Annotated in this window: 17 protein-coding genes; 13 read left to right on the top strand and 4 right to left on the bottom strand. The window is 61.1% G+C overall.

Features of this window, described 5'->3' with window-relative positions; all coding sequences use genetic code 11:
* From NKH04_RS26180 to NKH04_RS26170, 3 genes are all read right to left on the bottom strand, one after another.
* A partial coding sequence (locus tag NKH04_RS26180) for a transposase (RefSeq protein ID WP_353045187.1) occupies nucleotides 1–339 on the bottom strand: 339 nt, incomplete at its 3' end.
* Between the two features lie 233 nt (nucleotides 340–572).
* Nucleotides 573–752 (bottom strand): hypothetical protein, encoded by a 180-nt coding sequence (locus NKH04_RS26175; protein WP_352484153.1) that lies wholly within the window; start codon nucleotides 750–752, stop codon nucleotides 573–575.
* 253 nt (nucleotides 753–1,005) lie between these two features.
* Nucleotides 1,006–1,395 carry a hypothetical protein gene (locus NKH04_RS26170; RefSeq protein ID WP_023722055.1) on the bottom strand — a complete coding sequence of 130 codons (390 nt, stop codon included), beginning with the start codon at nucleotides 1,393–1,395 and terminating at the stop codon, nucleotides 1,006–1,008.
* 611 nt (nucleotides 1,396–2,006) lie between these two features.
* Here NKH04_RS26170 and queC point away from each other — a divergent pair.
* The 3 genes from queC to queE are packed head-to-tail and all read left to right on the top strand — an operon-like array spanning nucleotide 2,007 to nucleotide 3,792.
* A complete protein-coding gene (gene queC / locus NKH04_RS26165; RefSeq protein WP_352484154.1) occupies nucleotides 2,007–2,705 on the top strand; it encodes a 7-cyano-7-deazaguanine synthase QueC in 699 nt (232 codons plus the stop codon).
* Complete coding sequence (queD, locus tag NKH04_RS26160; RefSeq protein WP_352484155.1) at nucleotides 2,705–3,061, top strand: 6-carboxytetrahydropterin synthase QueD; 357 nt, start codon at nucleotides 2,705–2,707, stop codon at nucleotides 3,059–3,061. The genes queC and queD overlap by 1 nt, the downstream gene beginning before the upstream one ends.
* The gene (queE, locus tag NKH04_RS26155; RefSeq protein ID WP_352468486.1) at nucleotides 3,058–3,792 is read left to right on the top strand and encodes a 7-carboxy-7-deazaguanine synthase QueE; all 735 of its coding nucleotides are present in this window, start codon (nucleotides 3,058–3,060) and stop codon (nucleotides 3,790–3,792) included. Before queD ends, queE begins: the two co-directional genes overlap by 4 nt.
* Nucleotides 3,793–4,351: 559 nt before the next feature.
* On the opposite strand, the gene hemN is transcribed toward queE, so the two are convergent.
* The gene (gene hemN, locus NKH04_RS26150) at nucleotides 4,352–5,701 is read right to left on the bottom strand and encodes an oxygen-independent coproporphyrinogen III oxidase (protein WP_353045186.1); all 1,350 of its coding nucleotides are present in this window, start codon (nucleotides 5,699–5,701) and stop codon (nucleotides 4,352–4,354) included.
* A gap of 154 nt (nucleotides 5,702–5,855) precedes the next feature.
* Here hemN and NKH04_RS26145 point away from each other — a divergent pair, with 154 nt between their 5' ends.
* The 10 genes from NKH04_RS26145 (at nucleotide 5,856) to ccoS (ending at nucleotide 15,316) form a co-directional block, all read left to right on the top strand.
* The gene (locus tag NKH04_RS26145; RefSeq protein ID WP_352484157.1) at nucleotides 5,856–6,602 is read left to right on the top strand and encodes a Crp/Fnr family transcriptional regulator; all 747 of its coding nucleotides are present in this window, start codon (nucleotides 5,856–5,858) and stop codon (nucleotides 6,600–6,602) included.
* Between the two features lie 256 nt (nucleotides 6,603–6,858).
* Nucleotides 6,859–7,161 carry a hypothetical protein gene (locus NKH04_RS26140; protein WP_353045185.1) on the top strand — a complete coding sequence of 101 codons (303 nt, stop codon included), beginning with the start codon at nucleotides 6,859–6,861 and terminating at the stop codon, nucleotides 7,159–7,161.
* A 45-nt stretch (nucleotides 7,162–7,206) separates the two neighbouring features.
* Nucleotides 7,207–8,838: a cytochrome-c oxidase, cbb3-type subunit I gene (gene ccoN / locus NKH04_RS26135; RefSeq protein ID WP_353045184.1), complete on the top strand. Its 1,632-nt coding sequence runs from the start codon at nucleotides 7,207–7,209 to the stop codon at nucleotides 8,836–8,838.
* Entirely contained in the window at nucleotides 8,829–9,560 is a 732-nt protein-coding gene (gene ccoO / locus NKH04_RS26130; protein ID WP_353045183.1) for a cytochrome-c oxidase, cbb3-type subunit II, read from the top strand. Before ccoN ends, ccoO begins: the two co-directional genes overlap by 10 nt.
* Nucleotides 9,561–9,571: 11 nt before the next feature.
* Entirely contained in the window at nucleotides 9,572–9,721 is a 150-nt protein-coding gene (locus NKH04_RS26125; RefSeq protein ID WP_023679629.1) for a cbb3-type cytochrome c oxidase subunit 3, read from the top strand.
* A gap of 2 nt (nucleotides 9,722–9,723) precedes the next feature.
* Nucleotides 9,724–10,587, top strand: a complete 864-nt coding sequence (gene ccoP / locus NKH04_RS26120; RefSeq protein WP_353045182.1) for a cytochrome-c oxidase, cbb3-type subunit III — start codon at nucleotides 9,724–9,726, stop codon at nucleotides 10,585–10,587.
* Nucleotides 10,588–10,828: 241 nt separating this feature from the next.
* The gene (gene ccoG, locus NKH04_RS26115; RefSeq protein WP_352813724.1) at nucleotides 10,829–12,388 is read left to right on the top strand and encodes a cytochrome c oxidase accessory protein CcoG; all 1,560 of its coding nucleotides are present in this window, start codon (nucleotides 10,829–10,831) and stop codon (nucleotides 12,386–12,388) included.
* Nucleotides 12,385–12,882, top strand: a complete 498-nt coding sequence (locus NKH04_RS26110) for a FixH family protein (protein WP_352516165.1) — start codon at nucleotides 12,385–12,387, stop codon at nucleotides 12,880–12,882. Before ccoG ends, NKH04_RS26110 begins: the two co-directional genes overlap by 4 nt.
* Nucleotides 12,879–15,164 carry a cation-translocating P-type ATPase gene (locus tag NKH04_RS26105; protein WP_353045181.1) on the top strand — a complete coding sequence of 762 codons (2,286 nt, stop codon included), beginning with the start codon at nucleotides 12,879–12,881 and terminating at the stop codon, nucleotides 15,162–15,164. Before NKH04_RS26110 ends, NKH04_RS26105 begins: the two co-directional genes overlap by 4 nt.
* Nucleotides 15,164–15,316, top strand: a complete 153-nt coding sequence (gene ccoS / locus NKH04_RS26100) for a cbb3-type cytochrome oxidase assembly protein CcoS (RefSeq protein ID WP_352595335.1) — start codon at nucleotides 15,164–15,166, stop codon at nucleotides 15,314–15,316. Before NKH04_RS26105 ends, ccoS begins: the two co-directional genes overlap by 1 nt.
* The last annotated feature ends 371 nt before the right edge of the window (nucleotides 15,317–15,687 follow it).

The raw sequence follows: 15,687 nt of genomic DNA, 5'->3' as shown, positions 1-15,687 counted from the left end.
TTGCGACGCCAGATCCCGACCCGACGGCAGCGCATCCTGGGCCATCTTGAAGACCGGATCGCGGCGCAGCCGGTTGGCGTCGTTGGCGTCCTCGTAGCCGGCGGCGATCATCTTCATGCGAAAGCCGATCATGTCCGCCAGGCTGTGGACGACCTGGTCCGGGCAGCGCGGATCGTCGATGCAACGCGCCAGACGCTCGGCCACCCGCAACCGCTTTTCCACGTCGGCCAAGGCCAGAACGCCGCTGTTGGACGACAGCATGCCGCCGTCGAAACGGGCGACGACGGACTTGCCGCCGACTGATGACAAACCGCTCAGCGGCAGCGCAAGATCGTTCATGGTGGGTGTGGTCTCCGGGAAATGGTTCGGATCGGCTTAAGCAACCAAATCCTACGTCATTTCCGATCAGATCCCGAGCAGCCAGCCAGTATTCGACCGTCGCTTGCGCCTCTGCCCGCTGAGGCCTTGTGCTTCCTTCAGGGAGTCAAGCCGATCACCATGGGTGTCCTGGTGCTCACCCACGTGCCATTTGCGATCTCGTGTCGGTGAGAGCACCGCAAGCACCTCCCCTGCTAGAGGGCAAGGCGGCTTGCGTCGCCCGTGTTGTTACTATTCTTCGCTGTGGTCGGAGTTTTTTCCTTGGCTTTGGAATCGGGCCATTCGACTTTGCAAAAAAACAGGCCATCGTGGTCGATCGTCACGCCCCCGAGTTCGGCGGCACGATGCGACGACAACGGCAGCGCAAGCTCCATTTGCGCGAGGGGCTCGTCCCTTCAACTACTTGATGCATTTGCGCTTTGCGTACCTCCGTGCATGTTGCTCGATGCCAGGCGGAGATCTCCGTCTCAAACGATCGCGCATCGATGCAACGCCCACGCGTTGATCGCCATCATCGCGGCGATCGCTTTGCCGCGTCCCCCGCCGCCGTTTTCGAGCACGACAATCATGCCGGCGGTTCGGCAGCGATGCGCATGCAAAAATTCACAGATGCATTCTGGCCAAATGCTAGCTGCCCAGCAAATGTCCGGCATTTCGCAAGGCCCCTAGGAAGAGACTGGCATGGCCGTTGGCATCGATCTTGGCCTGCATCGACAGGGGCATGCTGTGCCAGTTCTCCAAGGGCGCAATGAAATGTGAGAACGTACCGTTGACGATGCAATGGTGGGTAACAAGGCCCTGTCTGTCCAACGCCAGCACGCCGATCTGGTCGCCCTGATATCGGATGGCTGCGACCCGCTGGACCCCCGCATCACCGTCGACCCGCACGTCGAAAAGCAGGATGCCGCGGCTCCTGGTGGCTACCTCGGCGGCCTTTTCAGCGAAGCTTAAGGAGAGCGAGCGGACGCTTTCGACCGCCAGCTGTAAAACCATCAAATCCAGTTCATCCACTGCCATAAGGTACCTGCGCGCAACACATGGGTGATAGCAATCGACCACACCGCTTGTTCACAGATGTCGGCTCACGACCGATCATTCAGGTTGTTGCCGGACGTCCATTGACCGAGGGAGTGCTCCGGTTCGAACCGATCCTGAAGCGGAATGCGCTGGATCTACGGAACCCGAGAGCAGGCCAGCCAAAGTTGCCGCGACAATTGATGTCGTGATCATTCCAGACATCTGCATCGGCGTCGCTGAACATCCCACTGGTAAGTCCGTTCTCTTGCGGCAAGCCCATCCTCGGGCCGTCTTGTACCTGAATCCCTCGCGGTGGCGTCCCTCGAAGCTCGGGACCGCCGGGCGCTTGATCGTCGAGAACTTTGTTTACGAAGGTCCGGACCTCCTGCAGAGCATATTCTGGTGCGCTCGCCTTTGAGCATTCCGCTGAAGCGTGACGTTTCGCTAGTCCGTGTTCCTTGCAGGCTCACCGCGAGGGCGCCTTGCACACAGCGGCACGTCAGCGCATGAAACTCGTTCCCCGTTCACTTCACAAAATGGATTTCCTGAAGTACTGGGAGCGCAGAGAAATCTCCGGTCGCAGCCTACCCGGTTAAAACAAGGACCCAACGATGAAGACTCTCGTCGTCTGCTCCGGCGGATTGGACTCCGTTACCCTTGCTCACAAGGTGGCAGCGGAGCACGAACTCGCCGGCCTCCTATCTTTCGATTACGGCCAACGGCATAGGAAGGAATTGGGCTTCGCCGCCCTTTGCGCGGAGCGACTGACCGTCCCGCACCGCATCGTCGACATCCACGAAATCGGCGGCGGCCTTTTCGGCTCCGCGCTGACCGATAATGTGGACGTGCCCGACGGGCACTACGCCGAAGACACGATGAAGGTCACGGTGGTGCCGAACCGGAACGCCATCATGTTGGCCATTGCCTTCGGCTTCGCCGCAGCGCACGACGCTGACGCGGTGGCGACGGCCGTGCATGGTGGGGATCATTTCATTTATCCCGACTGCCGTCCGGCCTTCATCGACGCTTTCCAGATGATGCAGGACCATGCGCTCGACGGCTACGCGAAGATTCGCCTTTATGCGCCTTATGTGAACCTCACGAAGGCGGACATCGTTGAGGATGGAGCAAGATACGGCACACCATTTGCGCAGACCTGGTCCTGCTACAAGGGCGGCGAGCGTCACTGTGGACGGTGCGGGACCTGCGTCGAGCGGCGCGAGGCGTTTCATCTTGCAGGGCACCCGGACCCCACCGAGTACGAGGACTCCGACTTCTGGCTCGACGCGCTGCGCAGGAGGATCGTGTAATGTTCTGCATCACTAAGGAATTCCACTTCTCGGCCTCGCATCAGCTCACCTCTTTGCCGCCCGAGCACCAATGCGCGCGCCTGCACGGGCATAACTACATCGTCGAAGTAGAGCTTTCGGCGAAGGAACTGAACGAGCACGGCTTCGTGCGCGACTATCATGATCTGGCGCCGCTAAAACGCTACATCGACGAGAGCTTCGACCACCGACATCTCAACGACGTGCTGGGACATGAGCAAGTCACGGCGGAATATCTGGCCAGACATTTTTATGAATGGTGCAAGGCACGCCTGCCCGAAACCTCGGCCGTGCGGGTGAGCGAAACGCCGAAAACCTGGGCGGAATACCGGCCATGACCGATACGCATCCCGCAATCCGCGTGAGTGAGATTTTCGGGCCGACGATCCAGGGCGAGGGCGTGCTCATCGGTTTGCCGACGGTCTTCGTCAGAACCGGCGGGTGTGACTATCGCTGTTCCTGGTGCGACAGCCTGCATGCGGTGGACAATCAATTCCGCCATGAATGGGAGATGATGTCCATTGCCGCGGTGTGGCAAAACGTGCTTGCGCTTTCCGGTGGCCGCCCGCTGATGGTATCGCTGTCAGGCGGCAATCCGGCCATCCAGCCGCTCGGCGCGCTCATCGAGCGAGGCCATGGTGAAGGTTACCGTTTTGCGCTGGAAACCCAAGGTTCGGTGGCCAGGGACTGGTTTGCCGACCTTGACGTGCTAGTCCTCAGCCCAAAGCCGCCGTCAAGCCAAATGACGACCGATTGGGCCGCTTTCGAGGCGTGCCTCCAGGCGGCACAAGGCAGGCCGCAAGTCGTGCTCAAGCTCATTGTTTTCGACGAAAGGGACTACGCCTACGCGAAAGACGCCGCTGCGAGATTTCCGCGGCTTCCGATCTATCTGCAACCCGGCAATCACACGCCGCCACGCCCCGCAAATGAAGACGCTCCTGTCGACCTTGACGGAATATTGAAGCGCATGGAGTGGCTGGTTGATGCCGTGACCCGCGACAGGTGGTTCGAAGCCCGTGTGCTGCCGCAGCTGCACGTTATGCTCTGGGGTAACAAGAGAGCCGTCTAGCCTAGGCCCGCTTTTCACTGAAACTGCGCCGGCGGATATTCGGGTGGACGGGTTGTCCCACGCTTGACGGCGCTGCCGGGGTGCTTGCGGACTTTCTGCCACCGGGACCAAGAGCGTGGCCAGCCGCTTACGACTCGGAATGTTGCCGAGGCTCGGTTTCGACGGGCGTCGGCCTGGCGCGAACCAATCAAAGGTTAGCGCGAGCCACGGGTGGATAGTGTGGTGGTGCGATGCGGCGGCGCCTGCTGCAGCTGGCACGGTCCTTGCGGACCCTTGTTGCAAGGCCGAAGGGAGCTGTCGGCCGACAACCATGATCTGGCCAGGACGATTGTCGACTGCTTCCGATACAGAAAAGAGGCCGGACTCGACGTGGCGCTTCAGGGACTGCGAAATGGAATACGGCGCCGGAAGGCACGACCGGACGATATCGTCGCTATACCAAGACGCGTCTGGTCCGCTCCGAATCCTGTCTCGACACGACGGTCGCCGATCAACAGTGAAAAATGTAGCGCAATCGGTTCACGATCGACTGAGAACCATGACCGTTCCTCTGCGGTGCTCAGACTGCCGCTGAGTGCCTGGCCGTTCCACTTTCGAAATATTTGTCGAACTTTGCCGCGATGCTCCTGACAAAGGGCCGGCTTTCCGCAGGCACGACGAAGCGGTCACCATCAAGTTCAAGCAACCGCGCAGGATCTTGGAGGGCCGTGGAACTCGCCTTGAGGAGAAGTCTTTGGCCGGCTTCGCCAAAGCGCTCCACCAGCTCAATCGCCGAGAAGGCGAAGTCACACATCAATCGCTCGATGATCCAGCCGCGAACACGGTCGTCGTCGGAAAGCGCGATACCCCGAACAGCGGCCAGCCCGCCATCAGCAACCATGCGTCCATACTCGGCGGTCGAAGGCATATTCTGTGCATAGCCCTGGCGAAACTGGCTGATGGACGATGGGCCGAGGCCGATCAATGTCTCGTAGCAGTCCTCGGTGTAGCCTTGGAAGTTCCGGTGCAAAGTCCCGGCGCGTGCCGCAAGCGCCAGCGCATCGCCCGGCTTGGCGAAATGATCGAGCCCGATTGCTTCGTATCCCTGGTCCATGATCGCCCGCGCTGCCAATTGCCATTGGGCAAACCGCTCCGCCGGACCCGGCAACCAGGCCTTGTCGATCATCGTCTGATGTTTCTTGAACCACGGCACATGGGCGTAGCCAAAAAGCGCGATCCGATCCGGTTCCAGGGTCAGGGCCTGTGCAACCGTGGAGGCGACGCTCTCCCTGGCCTGATGCGGCAGGCCGTAGAGCAGATCGAGATTGACGGATTCGACGCCGCGCGAACGAACGCCATCAACAACTGTCTTGGTCTGCAGAAAGCTCTGCTCGCGGTTGATCGCTTTCTGCACCTTCGGGTCGAAATCCTGGACGCCGAGGCTCGCCCTTGTCATGCCGATTTCGGCAAGTGCATCGAGGCGGGCATCGTCCATATCGTTGGGTTCGATCTCAACGCTGATCTTTGCACCGGGGAGAAACGTGAAGCTGTTGCGCAGGACGGTTCCCAGCGCCACGATATCTTCCGGTTTGAGCATCGTCGGCGAACCGCCGCCGAAATGGACGGCACGCACGCGGCCCTTGCCTGCGACAAGACTGGAGACGGTAGCGATCTCGGCATCCAGTGAGCGCAGATATGTGGTCACTGGTTCGTAGTGGCGTGTCTGCTTGGTGTGGCAAGCGCAGAACCAGCAAAGCTTGTCGCAATAGGGAATATGGAGGTAAAGCGATATCTCGTCACCACCTTGGAGCGCCTCCAACCAGCCTCGGTAAACGACGGCATCGACCCCCGCATGGAAATGCGGCGCGGTCGGATAGCTGGTATAGCGCGGGACGTTCTCGCCAAGTCTGGCAGCTAGCTCCAGTCGCATGTCGTGGTCCACCGTGTTTGCGTCGCCGGAACTGTGGATGCTTGGATGAGCCTAAGCCCTGATTTCGATCAACCTTCAGCACGGACAAACTGCCGCAAGGATTTTTCTACCGTCGATTGCTATCCTGCCCGCACTGGACCGGTAGAGCGATCGAATGACATTACGGCAGGACATTCACAGTTCCGGCATTCCCGTTCTTTGCCTGTCTTGCGAGGCACGGCACCGCGGTGTCTGTGGTGCGCTCGAACCAGACCATTTGGCTCAGCTTGCCAAGACGTCGTCGCGGCACAATATCGAGCCGGGGGTCGAACTGATCGGCGACGCCGAGACGGTCGACTGTTATTCAAACGTGCTTTCAGGCGTGGTGAAGCTGACGAAGAGCCTTTCGGACGGCCGCCAGCAGATCGTCGGCCTTCAGTTCGCGCCGGATTTTCTGGGACGGCCCTTCAAGATGAAAAGCGCGATCAATGCGGAAGCGGCAACAGCTGTCTCGCTATGCTCGTTTCCGAGAGCGGCCATCGAACGGATGATGAAGGAATCACCGGAATTTGTGCATCGCCTGCTCAAGCAGGCGCTGAACGAACTCGACGAGGCACGCGAATGGATGGTGACTCTGGGGCGCAAGACCGCACCGGAGAAGGTGGCGAGCTTTCTCCTCATGATCGCCCGGAATATCGGTTCCAGTGTTGACCCGGCGGCTAGGTCGGCGTGCTTCGAGCTGCCGATGACGCGTGCCGACATCTCTGATTTCCTTGGAATTACAAACGAGACCGTGAGCCGTCAGCTGACCAGCCTGAGAATGGACGGCGTGATTCGGATCGAGAACAACCGCCGTGTCACCGTGGACAGCATGAGCCGGCTGGAACGGCGCTGCGGCGGCCGAGGCGCAACCGCCGTTTGAATGACACCGAAGCTGCATGGCCTACGTCACTTACTTCGTTCGGGGCAGGGCATGCTCGCGTTGGGCTTAGAAGAAGTCGCATAGCGACAGCCCGCTCTCCATCCGATCGCATGAGCCAGGTGCGTTTCGGCCAACTCGTCGGCGAAGCATCCATCCTCGAGGTGCTCGACGTGCAACCGGCTGTTCCAGGCAGGATCGCACTCGGCCGAAGTCAATACGCCTCATACGCAGGGGAAAATCGCCGTCTCCCCGAACCATGAATGTCACGAAGGCAGCGCAACGCTGGCGCTGGCTGTCCCAAGGCATTGAAACGATCGACGTTCGGCAAGGCATCGCCCTACTTTCCAGCGTCACAGAAGGCGCGCTTCCCCACACGCCCGCGATCGCCTCCATACCCGGCCCGACCGGGGACGCGGGGCCTGTCCATAAGCGTGGCGGCCGGTGCTGCGCTTCCACATTCGATCGCCACAGTCTGATCGCACCGAGCTCGATGCTGCTCGAAGCAAAATCGTGCGGCTCTGACATGGATCAGGGCGAGCAGGCCACGGCTGCGCAATAAGGCACTGCGGTTGGCGCCCGCCGGAATTGGAAATCGGGGCTTGCGATGAAATTCGGCACAGAGATCGTCCTTCTAAGCCTGTTTGCGTTTGCGGCCCTGGTGGCTGCCGGCTTCGGCGTAGATGAACCTTTTCGCCGGCATATGTGGGTTTTGTTCTTCGCCGTGGCTGGCTTCACTGCAATTCTGTTGCGCAACACGGAATTCAAGCGGGCAGTTCCGATCGACCCCGCCGCTTACATGGATGGGCCGATCCGCTACGGCGCCATCGCCACCGTATTCTGGGGCGTCGTCGGCATGCTGGTCGGCGTGGTTATCGCCCTGCAGCTCGCCTACCCCGATCTCAACATCCAGCCCTGGTTCAATTTCGGCCGACTGCGGCCTTTGCATACTTCCGGCGTGGTTTTTGCCTTCGGCGGCAATGCACTCATCTGCACGTCACTTTATGTCGTGCAGCGGACCTGTCGTGCCAGGCTGTTCGGCGGCGATCTCGCCTGGTTCGTGTTCTGGGGCTATCAGCTGTTCATCGTCATGGCGGCAACCGGCTACCTGCTCGGTATCACCGAGAGCCGCGAATACGCCGAGCCCGAATGGTATGTGGACCTGTGGCTGACCATTGTCTGGGTCGCCTATCTCATCCTGTTCCTCGGCACGATCCTGAAGCGCAAGGAACCGCACATCTATGTCGCCAACTGGTTCTACCTTGCCTTCATCGTGACCATCGCAATGCTACATGTGATCAACAACCTGTCGATGCCGGTCTCCTTCCTGGGCTCCAAGAGCTATTCAGCCTTCTCCGGCGTACAGGACGCCCTGACGCAATGGTGGTACGGCCACAATGCCGTCGGCTTCTTCCTCACCGCCGGCTTCCTCGGGATGATGTATTATTTCGTGCCCAAGCAGGCCAACCGACCTGTCTATTCCTACCGCCTGTCGATCATCCACTTCTGGGCTTTGATCTTTCTCTACATCTGGGCCGGTCCGCACCACCTCCACTACACCGCCCTGCCGGACTGGGCCCAGACGCTCGGCATGGTGTTCTCGATCATGCTTTGGATGCCCTCGTGGGGCGGCATGATAAACGGCCTGATGACGCTCTCGGGCGCCTGGGACAAGCTGCGCACCGACCCGATCATCCGTATGATGGTGATGGCCGTCGCCTTCTACGGCATGTCGACCTTCGAAGGCCCGATGATGGCGATCAAGACCGTCAACTCGCTGTCGCACTATACCGACTGGACCATCGGCCACGTCCATTCCGGTGCACTCGGCTGGGTCGGCATGATCTCGTTCGGCGCGATCTACTACATGGTACCGAAGCTGTGGAACCGCGAGCGTCTCTATTCGCTGCGGCTGGTCACGTGGCACTTCTGGCTGGCGACGCTCGGCATCGTCGTCTACGCCGCTGTCATGTGGGTTTCAGGCATCATGCAGGGCCTGATGTGGCGCGAGTACGACGAGCAGGGCTTCCTGGTCTACTCCTTCGCCGAGACCGTCGCCGCCATGCACCCCTATTACATCATGCGTGCCATCGGCGGCGCGATGTATCTGTCGGGCGCCCTCATCATGGCCTGGAACATCGCCATGACCATCCTCGGCCACCAGCGCGAGGAAGAGCCGATGCCCGGCTCCATCCCCGCCCTCCAGCCTGTGCGATCAGGAGCCAGAAAATGGGCCTGATGGACAAACACAAGGTTATCGAGAAGAACGCCACACTTCTTCTCCTCGGGTCCCTGCTGGTCGTAACAGTCGGGGGCATCGTCGAGATCGCGCCGCTCTTCTATCTCGACAACACCATCGAGAAGGTCGAAGGCATGCGGCCCTACTCGCCGCTTGAGCTCGCCGGACGCAACATCTATGTGCGTGAGGGCTGCTACCTCTGCCATAGCCAGATGATTAGGCCGTTCCGCGATGAGGTCGAGCGCTACGGCCACTACAGCCTGGCGGCCGAGTCGATGTACGATCACCCGTTCCAATGGGGATCGAAGCGAACCGGACCGGATCTGGCCCGCGTCGGCGACCGTTACTCGAACACCTGGCATGTGCAGCATTTGTCCGACCCGCGCTCCGTGGTGCCGGAATCGATCATGCCGAGCTACGGCTTCCTCAAGGACACGCCGATCGAGGTGAAGGACTTCTCGACGCACCTCGTCGCGAACAGGCGGGTCGGCGTTCCCTATTCAGACGACATGATCGCTCATGCCAATGCCGATCTGATGGCGCAGGCCGACCCGAATGCCGATAGTTCGGGCCTCGAGGCTCGCTATCCGAAGGTCAAGACCGGCGATTTCGACGGCGATCCGCAGCAGGTCACCGAAATGGATGCCCTGGTCGCCTATCTCCAGATGCTCGGCACGCTGGTCGATTTCAGGACCTATGACGAAGCCGCCGGTTACCGCTGAGGAGAATGGCGATGACCTACAATTTCATGCGGGAGTTTGCCGACAGCTGGGGCCTGCTTGCCATGGCGCTTTTCTTCCTCGGATGCGTTGCCTTTGCACTTCGTCCCGGCAGCCGCAGGCAAGCCGAGAGAGCCGCTCACATTCCTCTCAAGGACGACTGATCATGGGCAGCGAGCATATCGACGAGGTTTCGGGTATCTCGACGACCGGCCATGAGTGGGACGGCATCAAGGAACTCAACAACCCGCTTCCCCGCTGGTGGGTCATCACCTTCTACATCACCATTGCCTGGGCGATCGGCTACACCGTCGTCTATCCGGCATGGCCGATGCTGACTTCCGCGACCAGGGGTGTGCTGGGGTATTCGAGCCGCAGAGACGTCAAGAATGAACTGGCCGCGGCCGAAGTGGCCAAGGGTAAATTTGTCGCTGCCATTCAGGCGAAGACCGTCTCCGAGATTACTGCCGACGATACGCTACGCGAATTCGCCGTCGCCGCAGGTGGCGCCGCGTTCAAGGTCAATTGCGTGCAGTGCCATGGCTCGGGCGCTCAAGGGTCCAAGGGTTTTCCCAACCTAAACGACGACGATTGGCTGTGGGGTGGCAACGCCGAACAGATCCAGCAGACGATTGCGCACGGCATCCGCTTCGCATCAGACCCGGATACGCGCCTGTCGGAAATGCCTGCTTTTGGCGACATCATCACGACGGATCAGATCAAGCAGGTCGGCGCCTATGTCGCAAGCCTCTCCGATCCTGTTCAGGACACAAGCCTGATCGAACTCGGCGCCAATGTTTTCGCCGAGAATTGTGCGGCCTGTCATGGTGAGAATGCAAAGGGCAACAGGGAGCTCGGCGCACCCGACCTGGCCGACGCGATCTGGCTATACGGGTCTGGCGAAACAGCCATCGCCGCGCAGGTCCGCGCGCCGAAGCACGGCGTCATGCCGGCATGGATCGGGCGTCTCGGCGAGATCAAGGTCAAGGAACTCGCGGTCTATGTCCATTCGCTTGGCGGCGGAGAATAGGAAGGCAAGCCTATTCTCGTCCTCCCCCCACCGCCATGCGACGAGGCCCGGCGCGAGCCGGGCCTCGACATCAAAGGCCAAGGAACGAGCAGTCTAAGTGCATTCGCTTGGCGGTGGCGAATAGGAACGGAAGCCTATTCTCCTCCCCCCTCGCCAAGCGACGAGGCCCGGCGCAAGCCGGGCCTCGACATCGGATGCGTCGGGCTTCCGGCGAAATCGTCGCTGGTGACTGGAGCTTCTCGTGCTCGATAACACGCAAATAGAACGGCTCGAAGCCGATGCGGTCAACTCCGCCAAGACCCGTCAGCCGCTCTATGCCGCACGCAAGAAGATCTTCCCGAACCGGGCCTCTGGCAGTTTCCGCCGCTTCAAGTGGTCGGTGATGGCAATCACGCTGGGGATCTACTACCTGACGTCCTGGCTGCGGTGGGATCGCGGGCCATTTGCCCCGGACCAGGCCGTGCTGGTCGATCTTGCCAACCGCCGCTTCTATTTCTTCTTCATCGAGATCTGGCCGCAGGAATTCTATTATGTGGCCGGCCTGCTGGTCATGGCCGGTATCGGCCTTTTCCTGATCACATCCACCGTCGGCCGGGCCTGGTGCGGCTATACGTGCCCGCAGACCGTGTGGGTCGATCTGTTTCTGGTCGTCGAGCGAGCCATCGAGGGCGACCGCAACGCGCGCATGAAGCTCGATGCCGGGCCCTGGACTGCGCGCAAACTCGTGCTGCGAACATCGAAACACGCCATTTGGCTGGTCATAGGGGTGCTGACCGGCGGCGCCTGGATCTTCTATTTCGCCGATGCGCCGACGCTGCTTGGCGAACTCTTCACCGGCACGGCAGCGCCTGTCACCTACATCACCGTCGCCGTGCTGACAGCGACGACCTATACGTTCGGCGGGCTGATGCGCGAGCAGGTCTGCACCTACATGTGCCCATGGCCGCGCATCCAGGCAGCCATGCTCGACGAGAATTCGCTCACTGTCACCTACAATGACTGGCGCGGCGAACCGCGCTCACGTCACGCCAAGAAGGTCCAGGCCGCCGGGCAGCCAGTCGGCGACTGCGTCGACTGCAATGCCTGTGTCGCGGTGTGCCCGATGGGGATCGACATTCGTGATGGCCAGCAGCTTGAATGCATCACCTGCGCGCTCTGCATTGATACCTGTGACGGTATCATGGACAAGCTCGGCAGGGAGCGCGGGTTGATCTCCTATGCGACGCTGGCCGACTACAACGCCAACATGATGCTGGCGACCCCGGGCGGCTCCGGTTCAGTCAACCCGTCACTGGTCAGGAGCGCTGACGGCCTGTTCTCCGACAACGTGGCCCGTTTCCATATCCGCAAGATCTTTCGCCCGCGCACCTTGATCTACATGGTCGCCTGGTCGGCGGCCGGTCTCGCGCTGCTCTATTCGCTGCTGACCCGCGAACGGCTCGAATTGAATGTCCTGCACGATCGCAACCCGCAGTTCGTGACGCTGTCCGACGGTTCGATCCGCAACGGCTACACCGTCAAGCTGCTCAACATGATCCCCGAACCAAGAACGATCATTGTCACGATGCAGGGCCTGCATGGAGCCGAAATGAGCGTTGTCGGCATCGACCTGCCGGCGGATCGTTCCTTCGCCATCCCGGTCGAACCCGACCGGCTGAAGATGCTCAAGGTTTTCGTGCGTCAGCCGGCAGATCAGGTTCGGGGTGCAGCGCAAAGCTTCAAGTTCCGGGTCGAAAACAAGGCAACGTTCGAGTCGGACGAATACACGGCCACTTTCAACGCACCGGAGAGCGCCAGATGAGCGACACCTCGCGACAATCCCGCGAATTCACCGGCAGGCATATGCTGTTCACCATCCTTGGCTTCTTCGGCGTGGTCATAGCGGTCAATCTGACAATGGCGACGCTCGCCAACACGAGCTGGACCGGCCTTGTCGTCGAAAACACCTATGTGGCGAGCCAGCAGTTCAACAAGAAGGCCGAGGAGGGGCGAGCTCAGGCAGCCCTCGGCTGGACTGGCAAACTGACCATCGCAGGCGGTGAGGTCCGCTACAGCCTCACCGATGCTGTCGGCAAGCCGGTTGCCTTGCATGGCGTCAAGGTGCTGTTTCGTCATCCCGCCTACGAGGCCGAGGACAAATCCGTCACTCTTGCCGCTGCCTCCGGTCAGATATTCGCCGCGCACCACATGCCCACGGATGGCGTCTGGATCGTCGAAATCGACGCCGATGCGAGCCTTGCGGAACCCTATCGCGACGTTCGCCGGATCATGATTTCCCGCGGGGCGCTGCAATGAGCTGCTGCGCGCCAGGCGCCGAAATGGCATTGGACTTGGAAAAGGTCACACTGGTCCTGCCTTCTGGCCAGGAAATCAGACTGGCGAGCCGCTCGATTGGCGAAAATCTTCGCCAGACCGACCTTTCGGTGCCGGCTGTGCATTGTGCCGCCTGCATCCAGACGATCGAGACGGCGATCGGCAAGCTGGATCGCGTCGAAGGCGCTCGTGTCAATCTTTCAACGAAACGTGTTTCGGTCCGGTGGCGCGGCGACGAGGTTCCGCCATTCGTCGCCACACTTGGACGGCTGGGCTATGGCGCGCACCTGTTCGATCCCGAGGCTGACGGGAAGGACAGGACGCTCTCGGAACTGATCCGCGCCGTCGCGGTCGCCGGCTTTGCGGCGGGCAACATCATGCTGCTATCAGTCTCCGTCTGGTCCGGCGCGCAAGGCGCGACCCGCGACCTGTTCCATTGGGTCTCGGCCTTGATTGCCATTCCTGCGCTCGCTTTCGCCGGCGGCATCTTCTTCAAGTCGGCCTGGAATGCGCTGCGCCACAGCCGCATGAACATGGACGTGCCGATCGCGGTCGGGGTATCGCTCGCTTACGCCATGAGCCTCTACGAGACGATCAACCATGGCGACCATGCTTATTTCGACGCGTCGGTGTCGCTGCTGTTCTTTCTGCTGATCGGCCGCACGCTGGATCACGTGATGCGGGAACGGGCGCGGACGGCCGTGAACGGACTGGCTCGGCTGGCGGCGCGCGGCGCCATGGTGCTGCGCGAGGATGGTTCGCGCGACTACTTGCCGGTTGGCGAGATCGAACCAGGAATGGCGCTCTTGATTGCGGCTGGCGAGAGGGTGCCCATCGACGGCAGGATCATTGGCGGGGCATCGGATCTCGACTGTTCCCTGGTTTCCGGGGAAAGCACGCCCAGACCGGTGGGCCCGGGGGCGCAGGTCCAGGCCGGTACACTCAATCTCACCGGTCCACTGACCATCGAGGCGACGGCCGCCGCGAAGGATTCCTTCCTGGCCGAAATGGTTCGGCTGATGGAAGCGGCAGAGGGCGGCCGCGCCCGCCATCGCAGGATCGCCGATCGCGTCTCCGCGCTCTACGCCCCCGTGGTCCACCTCACCGCCTTTGTGACGTTCCTCGGCTGGATGGCGGCGACCGGCGACTGGCACCGGGCAATAACAATCGCGATCGCCGTTTTGATCATTACATGCCCGTGTGCGCTCGGTCTCGCCGTGCCGATCGTGCAGTTGGTCGCTGCGCGGCGGCTGTTTGAAAGCGGCGTCATGGTCAGGGACGGCTCCGCCATGGAGCGCTTGGCCGGGATCGACACGGCATTGTTCGACAAAACCGGCACGCTTACGCTCGGACTGCCCAGGCTGATCAATGCGCCGTCCATCGATCCGACGATGCTCGCCATGGCGGCCGAGATGGCAGCGCATTCCCGCCATCCCTTTTCGAAGGCAATCGCTGGCAACGCAGCCTTTGCCGGCCAGGCGAAACTCGTGTCCGTCAGCGAGCATCCGGGCTTCGGCATCGAAGCCATCGCCGAGGGCAGTACCTGGCGGCTGGGTCGCCGCGGATGGGGTGAGTTGAAAGCCCGCACCGGCGGCGAAGGCAAACAAGGCTATGGCGGAACCGTTCTGACGAAGGACGGGGTCATTGTCGCGACTTTCGATTTCGAGGATGAGCTGCGTGCCGATGCCAAGGCGGCCATCGAGCAACTGAACGGCGCCGGCGTGTCGGTGGAGATGCTGTCGGGCGACACAGAAGCTGCCTGCGGCGAGGTCGCGGAAGCACTGGGCGTCGAGCGCTTCGTTCCCGCGTTGCTTCCCTCCGGAAAGGTCGAACAGATCGAAGCATTGACCCGAACTGCCCACAAGGTTCTGATGGTCGGCGATGGGCTCAACGACACGCCTGCATTGGGCGCCGCACACGTTTCGATCGCTCCGGCCACGGCGGCGGATATCGGGCGCAACGCCGCGGATTTCGTGTTCCTGCGTAAAAGTCTTCTGGCGGTCCCACTTGCTTTAGACATTTCGCGGAAGGCCGGACGGCTGATCCGGCAGAACATCGCCATCGCGATCGTTTACAATGGCATCGCCGTGCCGGTCGCCATTCTGGGGCACGTTACGCCACTGATCGCGGCGGTCGCGATGTCCGCCTCGTCCCTCCTGGTCATCGGCAATGCGCTACGCCTGCAAGGTTTCGTGTCAAATGCATCGGTGCAAGATGCCCGACATGACAGGCGCTCCGACATTGGCGCACTGGCACAATCCTGATGACGACGCTCGCCTACCTCGTACCTGTGGCCCTGTTCCTCGGGGCGCTTGGGCTGGCCGGGTTCCTGTGGGCCTTGAGGAGCGGCCAATATGAAGATCTCGATGGCGCCGCCGAGCGGATCCTGATCGACCGCGACGAGCCACGCACTTGACCCAGCCTGCCCTGCGAGGACTCGCTCGAATATTTTCCCCGGTTGCTTCGCCTCATGCCGATTTCGGCGCGCGACGGGTGCGAACGGATCAGCCAGAATACGTTGCCGAACTTTCGGCCAGGAAAGTGCTGCGTTTGTGCCGCTCCGCGCATTGCTATTTTTCCATACGTTTCCATATAATCCAATAAGTTAGCGGGCATCTCTCCATTGGCCTCCACAGGTCTACGCGGGGCGATATTAGGCGAATATTAGACGAGTCGCGGGGGAAGTGATGCTAAGAACGCTTGAAGAGTCGGCGGTCACGACTAAGGCCGCGGGTGCGAAATTGGCGCCCGGAACTCATTGGCGATCAATCGACCCGACCGTGCACC

Source organism: Mesorhizobium sp. M1365 (assembly GCF_040317865.1).
Lineage (GTDB): Bacteria > Pseudomonadota > Alphaproteobacteria > Rhizobiales > Rhizobiaceae > Mesorhizobium.
The sequence above is the reverse complement of the archived record's forward strand: the minus strand, read 5'-3'. Positions and strand labels throughout refer to the sequence as shown.

Coding starts and splice junctions, on each gene's coding strand:
- ccoP (WP_353045182.1), top strand. CDS start 9,724: ATGGGCAGCGAGCATATCGACGAGGTTTCGGGTATCTCGACGACCGGC.
- ccoO (WP_353045183.1), top strand. CDS start 8,829: ATGGGCCTGATGGACAAACACAAGGTTATCGAGAAGAACGCCACACTT.
- NKH04_RS26125 (WP_023679629.1), top strand. CDS start 9,572: ATGACCTACAATTTCATGCGGGAGTTTGCCGACAGCTGGGGCCTGCTT.
- hemN (WP_353045186.1), bottom strand. CDS start 5,701: ATGCGACTGGAGCTAGCTGCCAGACTTGGCGAGAACGTCCCGCGCTAT.
- ccoS (WP_352595335.1), top strand. CDS start 15,164: ATGACGACGCTCGCCTACCTCGTACCTGTGGCCCTGTTCCTCGGGGCG.
- NKH04_RS26170 (WP_023722055.1), bottom strand. CDS start 1,395: ATGGCAGTGGATGAACTGGATTTGATGGTTTTACAGCTGGCGGTCGAA.
- NKH04_RS26110 (WP_352516165.1), top strand. CDS start 12,385: ATGAGCGACACCTCGCGACAATCCCGCGAATTCACCGGCAGGCATATG.
- NKH04_RS26140 (WP_353045185.1), top strand. CDS start 6,859: ATGAATGTCACGAAGGCAGCGCAACGCTGGCGCTGGCTGTCCCAAGGC.
- queC (WP_352484154.1), top strand. CDS start 2,007: ATGAAGACTCTCGTCGTCTGCTCCGGCGGATTGGACTCCGTTACCCTT.
- queE (WP_352468486.1), top strand. CDS start 3,058: ATGACCGATACGCATCCCGCAATCCGCGTGAGTGAGATTTTCGGGCCG.
- NKH04_RS26105 (WP_353045181.1), top strand. CDS start 12,879: ATGAGCTGCTGCGCGCCAGGCGCCGAAATGGCATTGGACTTGGAAAAG.
- NKH04_RS26175 (WP_352484153.1), bottom strand. CDS start 752: ATGGAGCTTGCGCTGCCGTTGTCGTCGCATCGTGCCGCCGAACTCGGG.
- queD (WP_352484155.1), top strand. CDS start 2,705: ATGTTCTGCATCACTAAGGAATTCCACTTCTCGGCCTCGCATCAGCTC.
- NKH04_RS26145 (WP_352484157.1), top strand. CDS start 5,856: ATGACATTACGGCAGGACATTCACAGTTCCGGCATTCCCGTTCTTTGC.
- ccoN (WP_353045184.1), top strand. CDS start 7,207: ATGAAATTCGGCACAGAGATCGTCCTTCTAAGCCTGTTTGCGTTTGCG.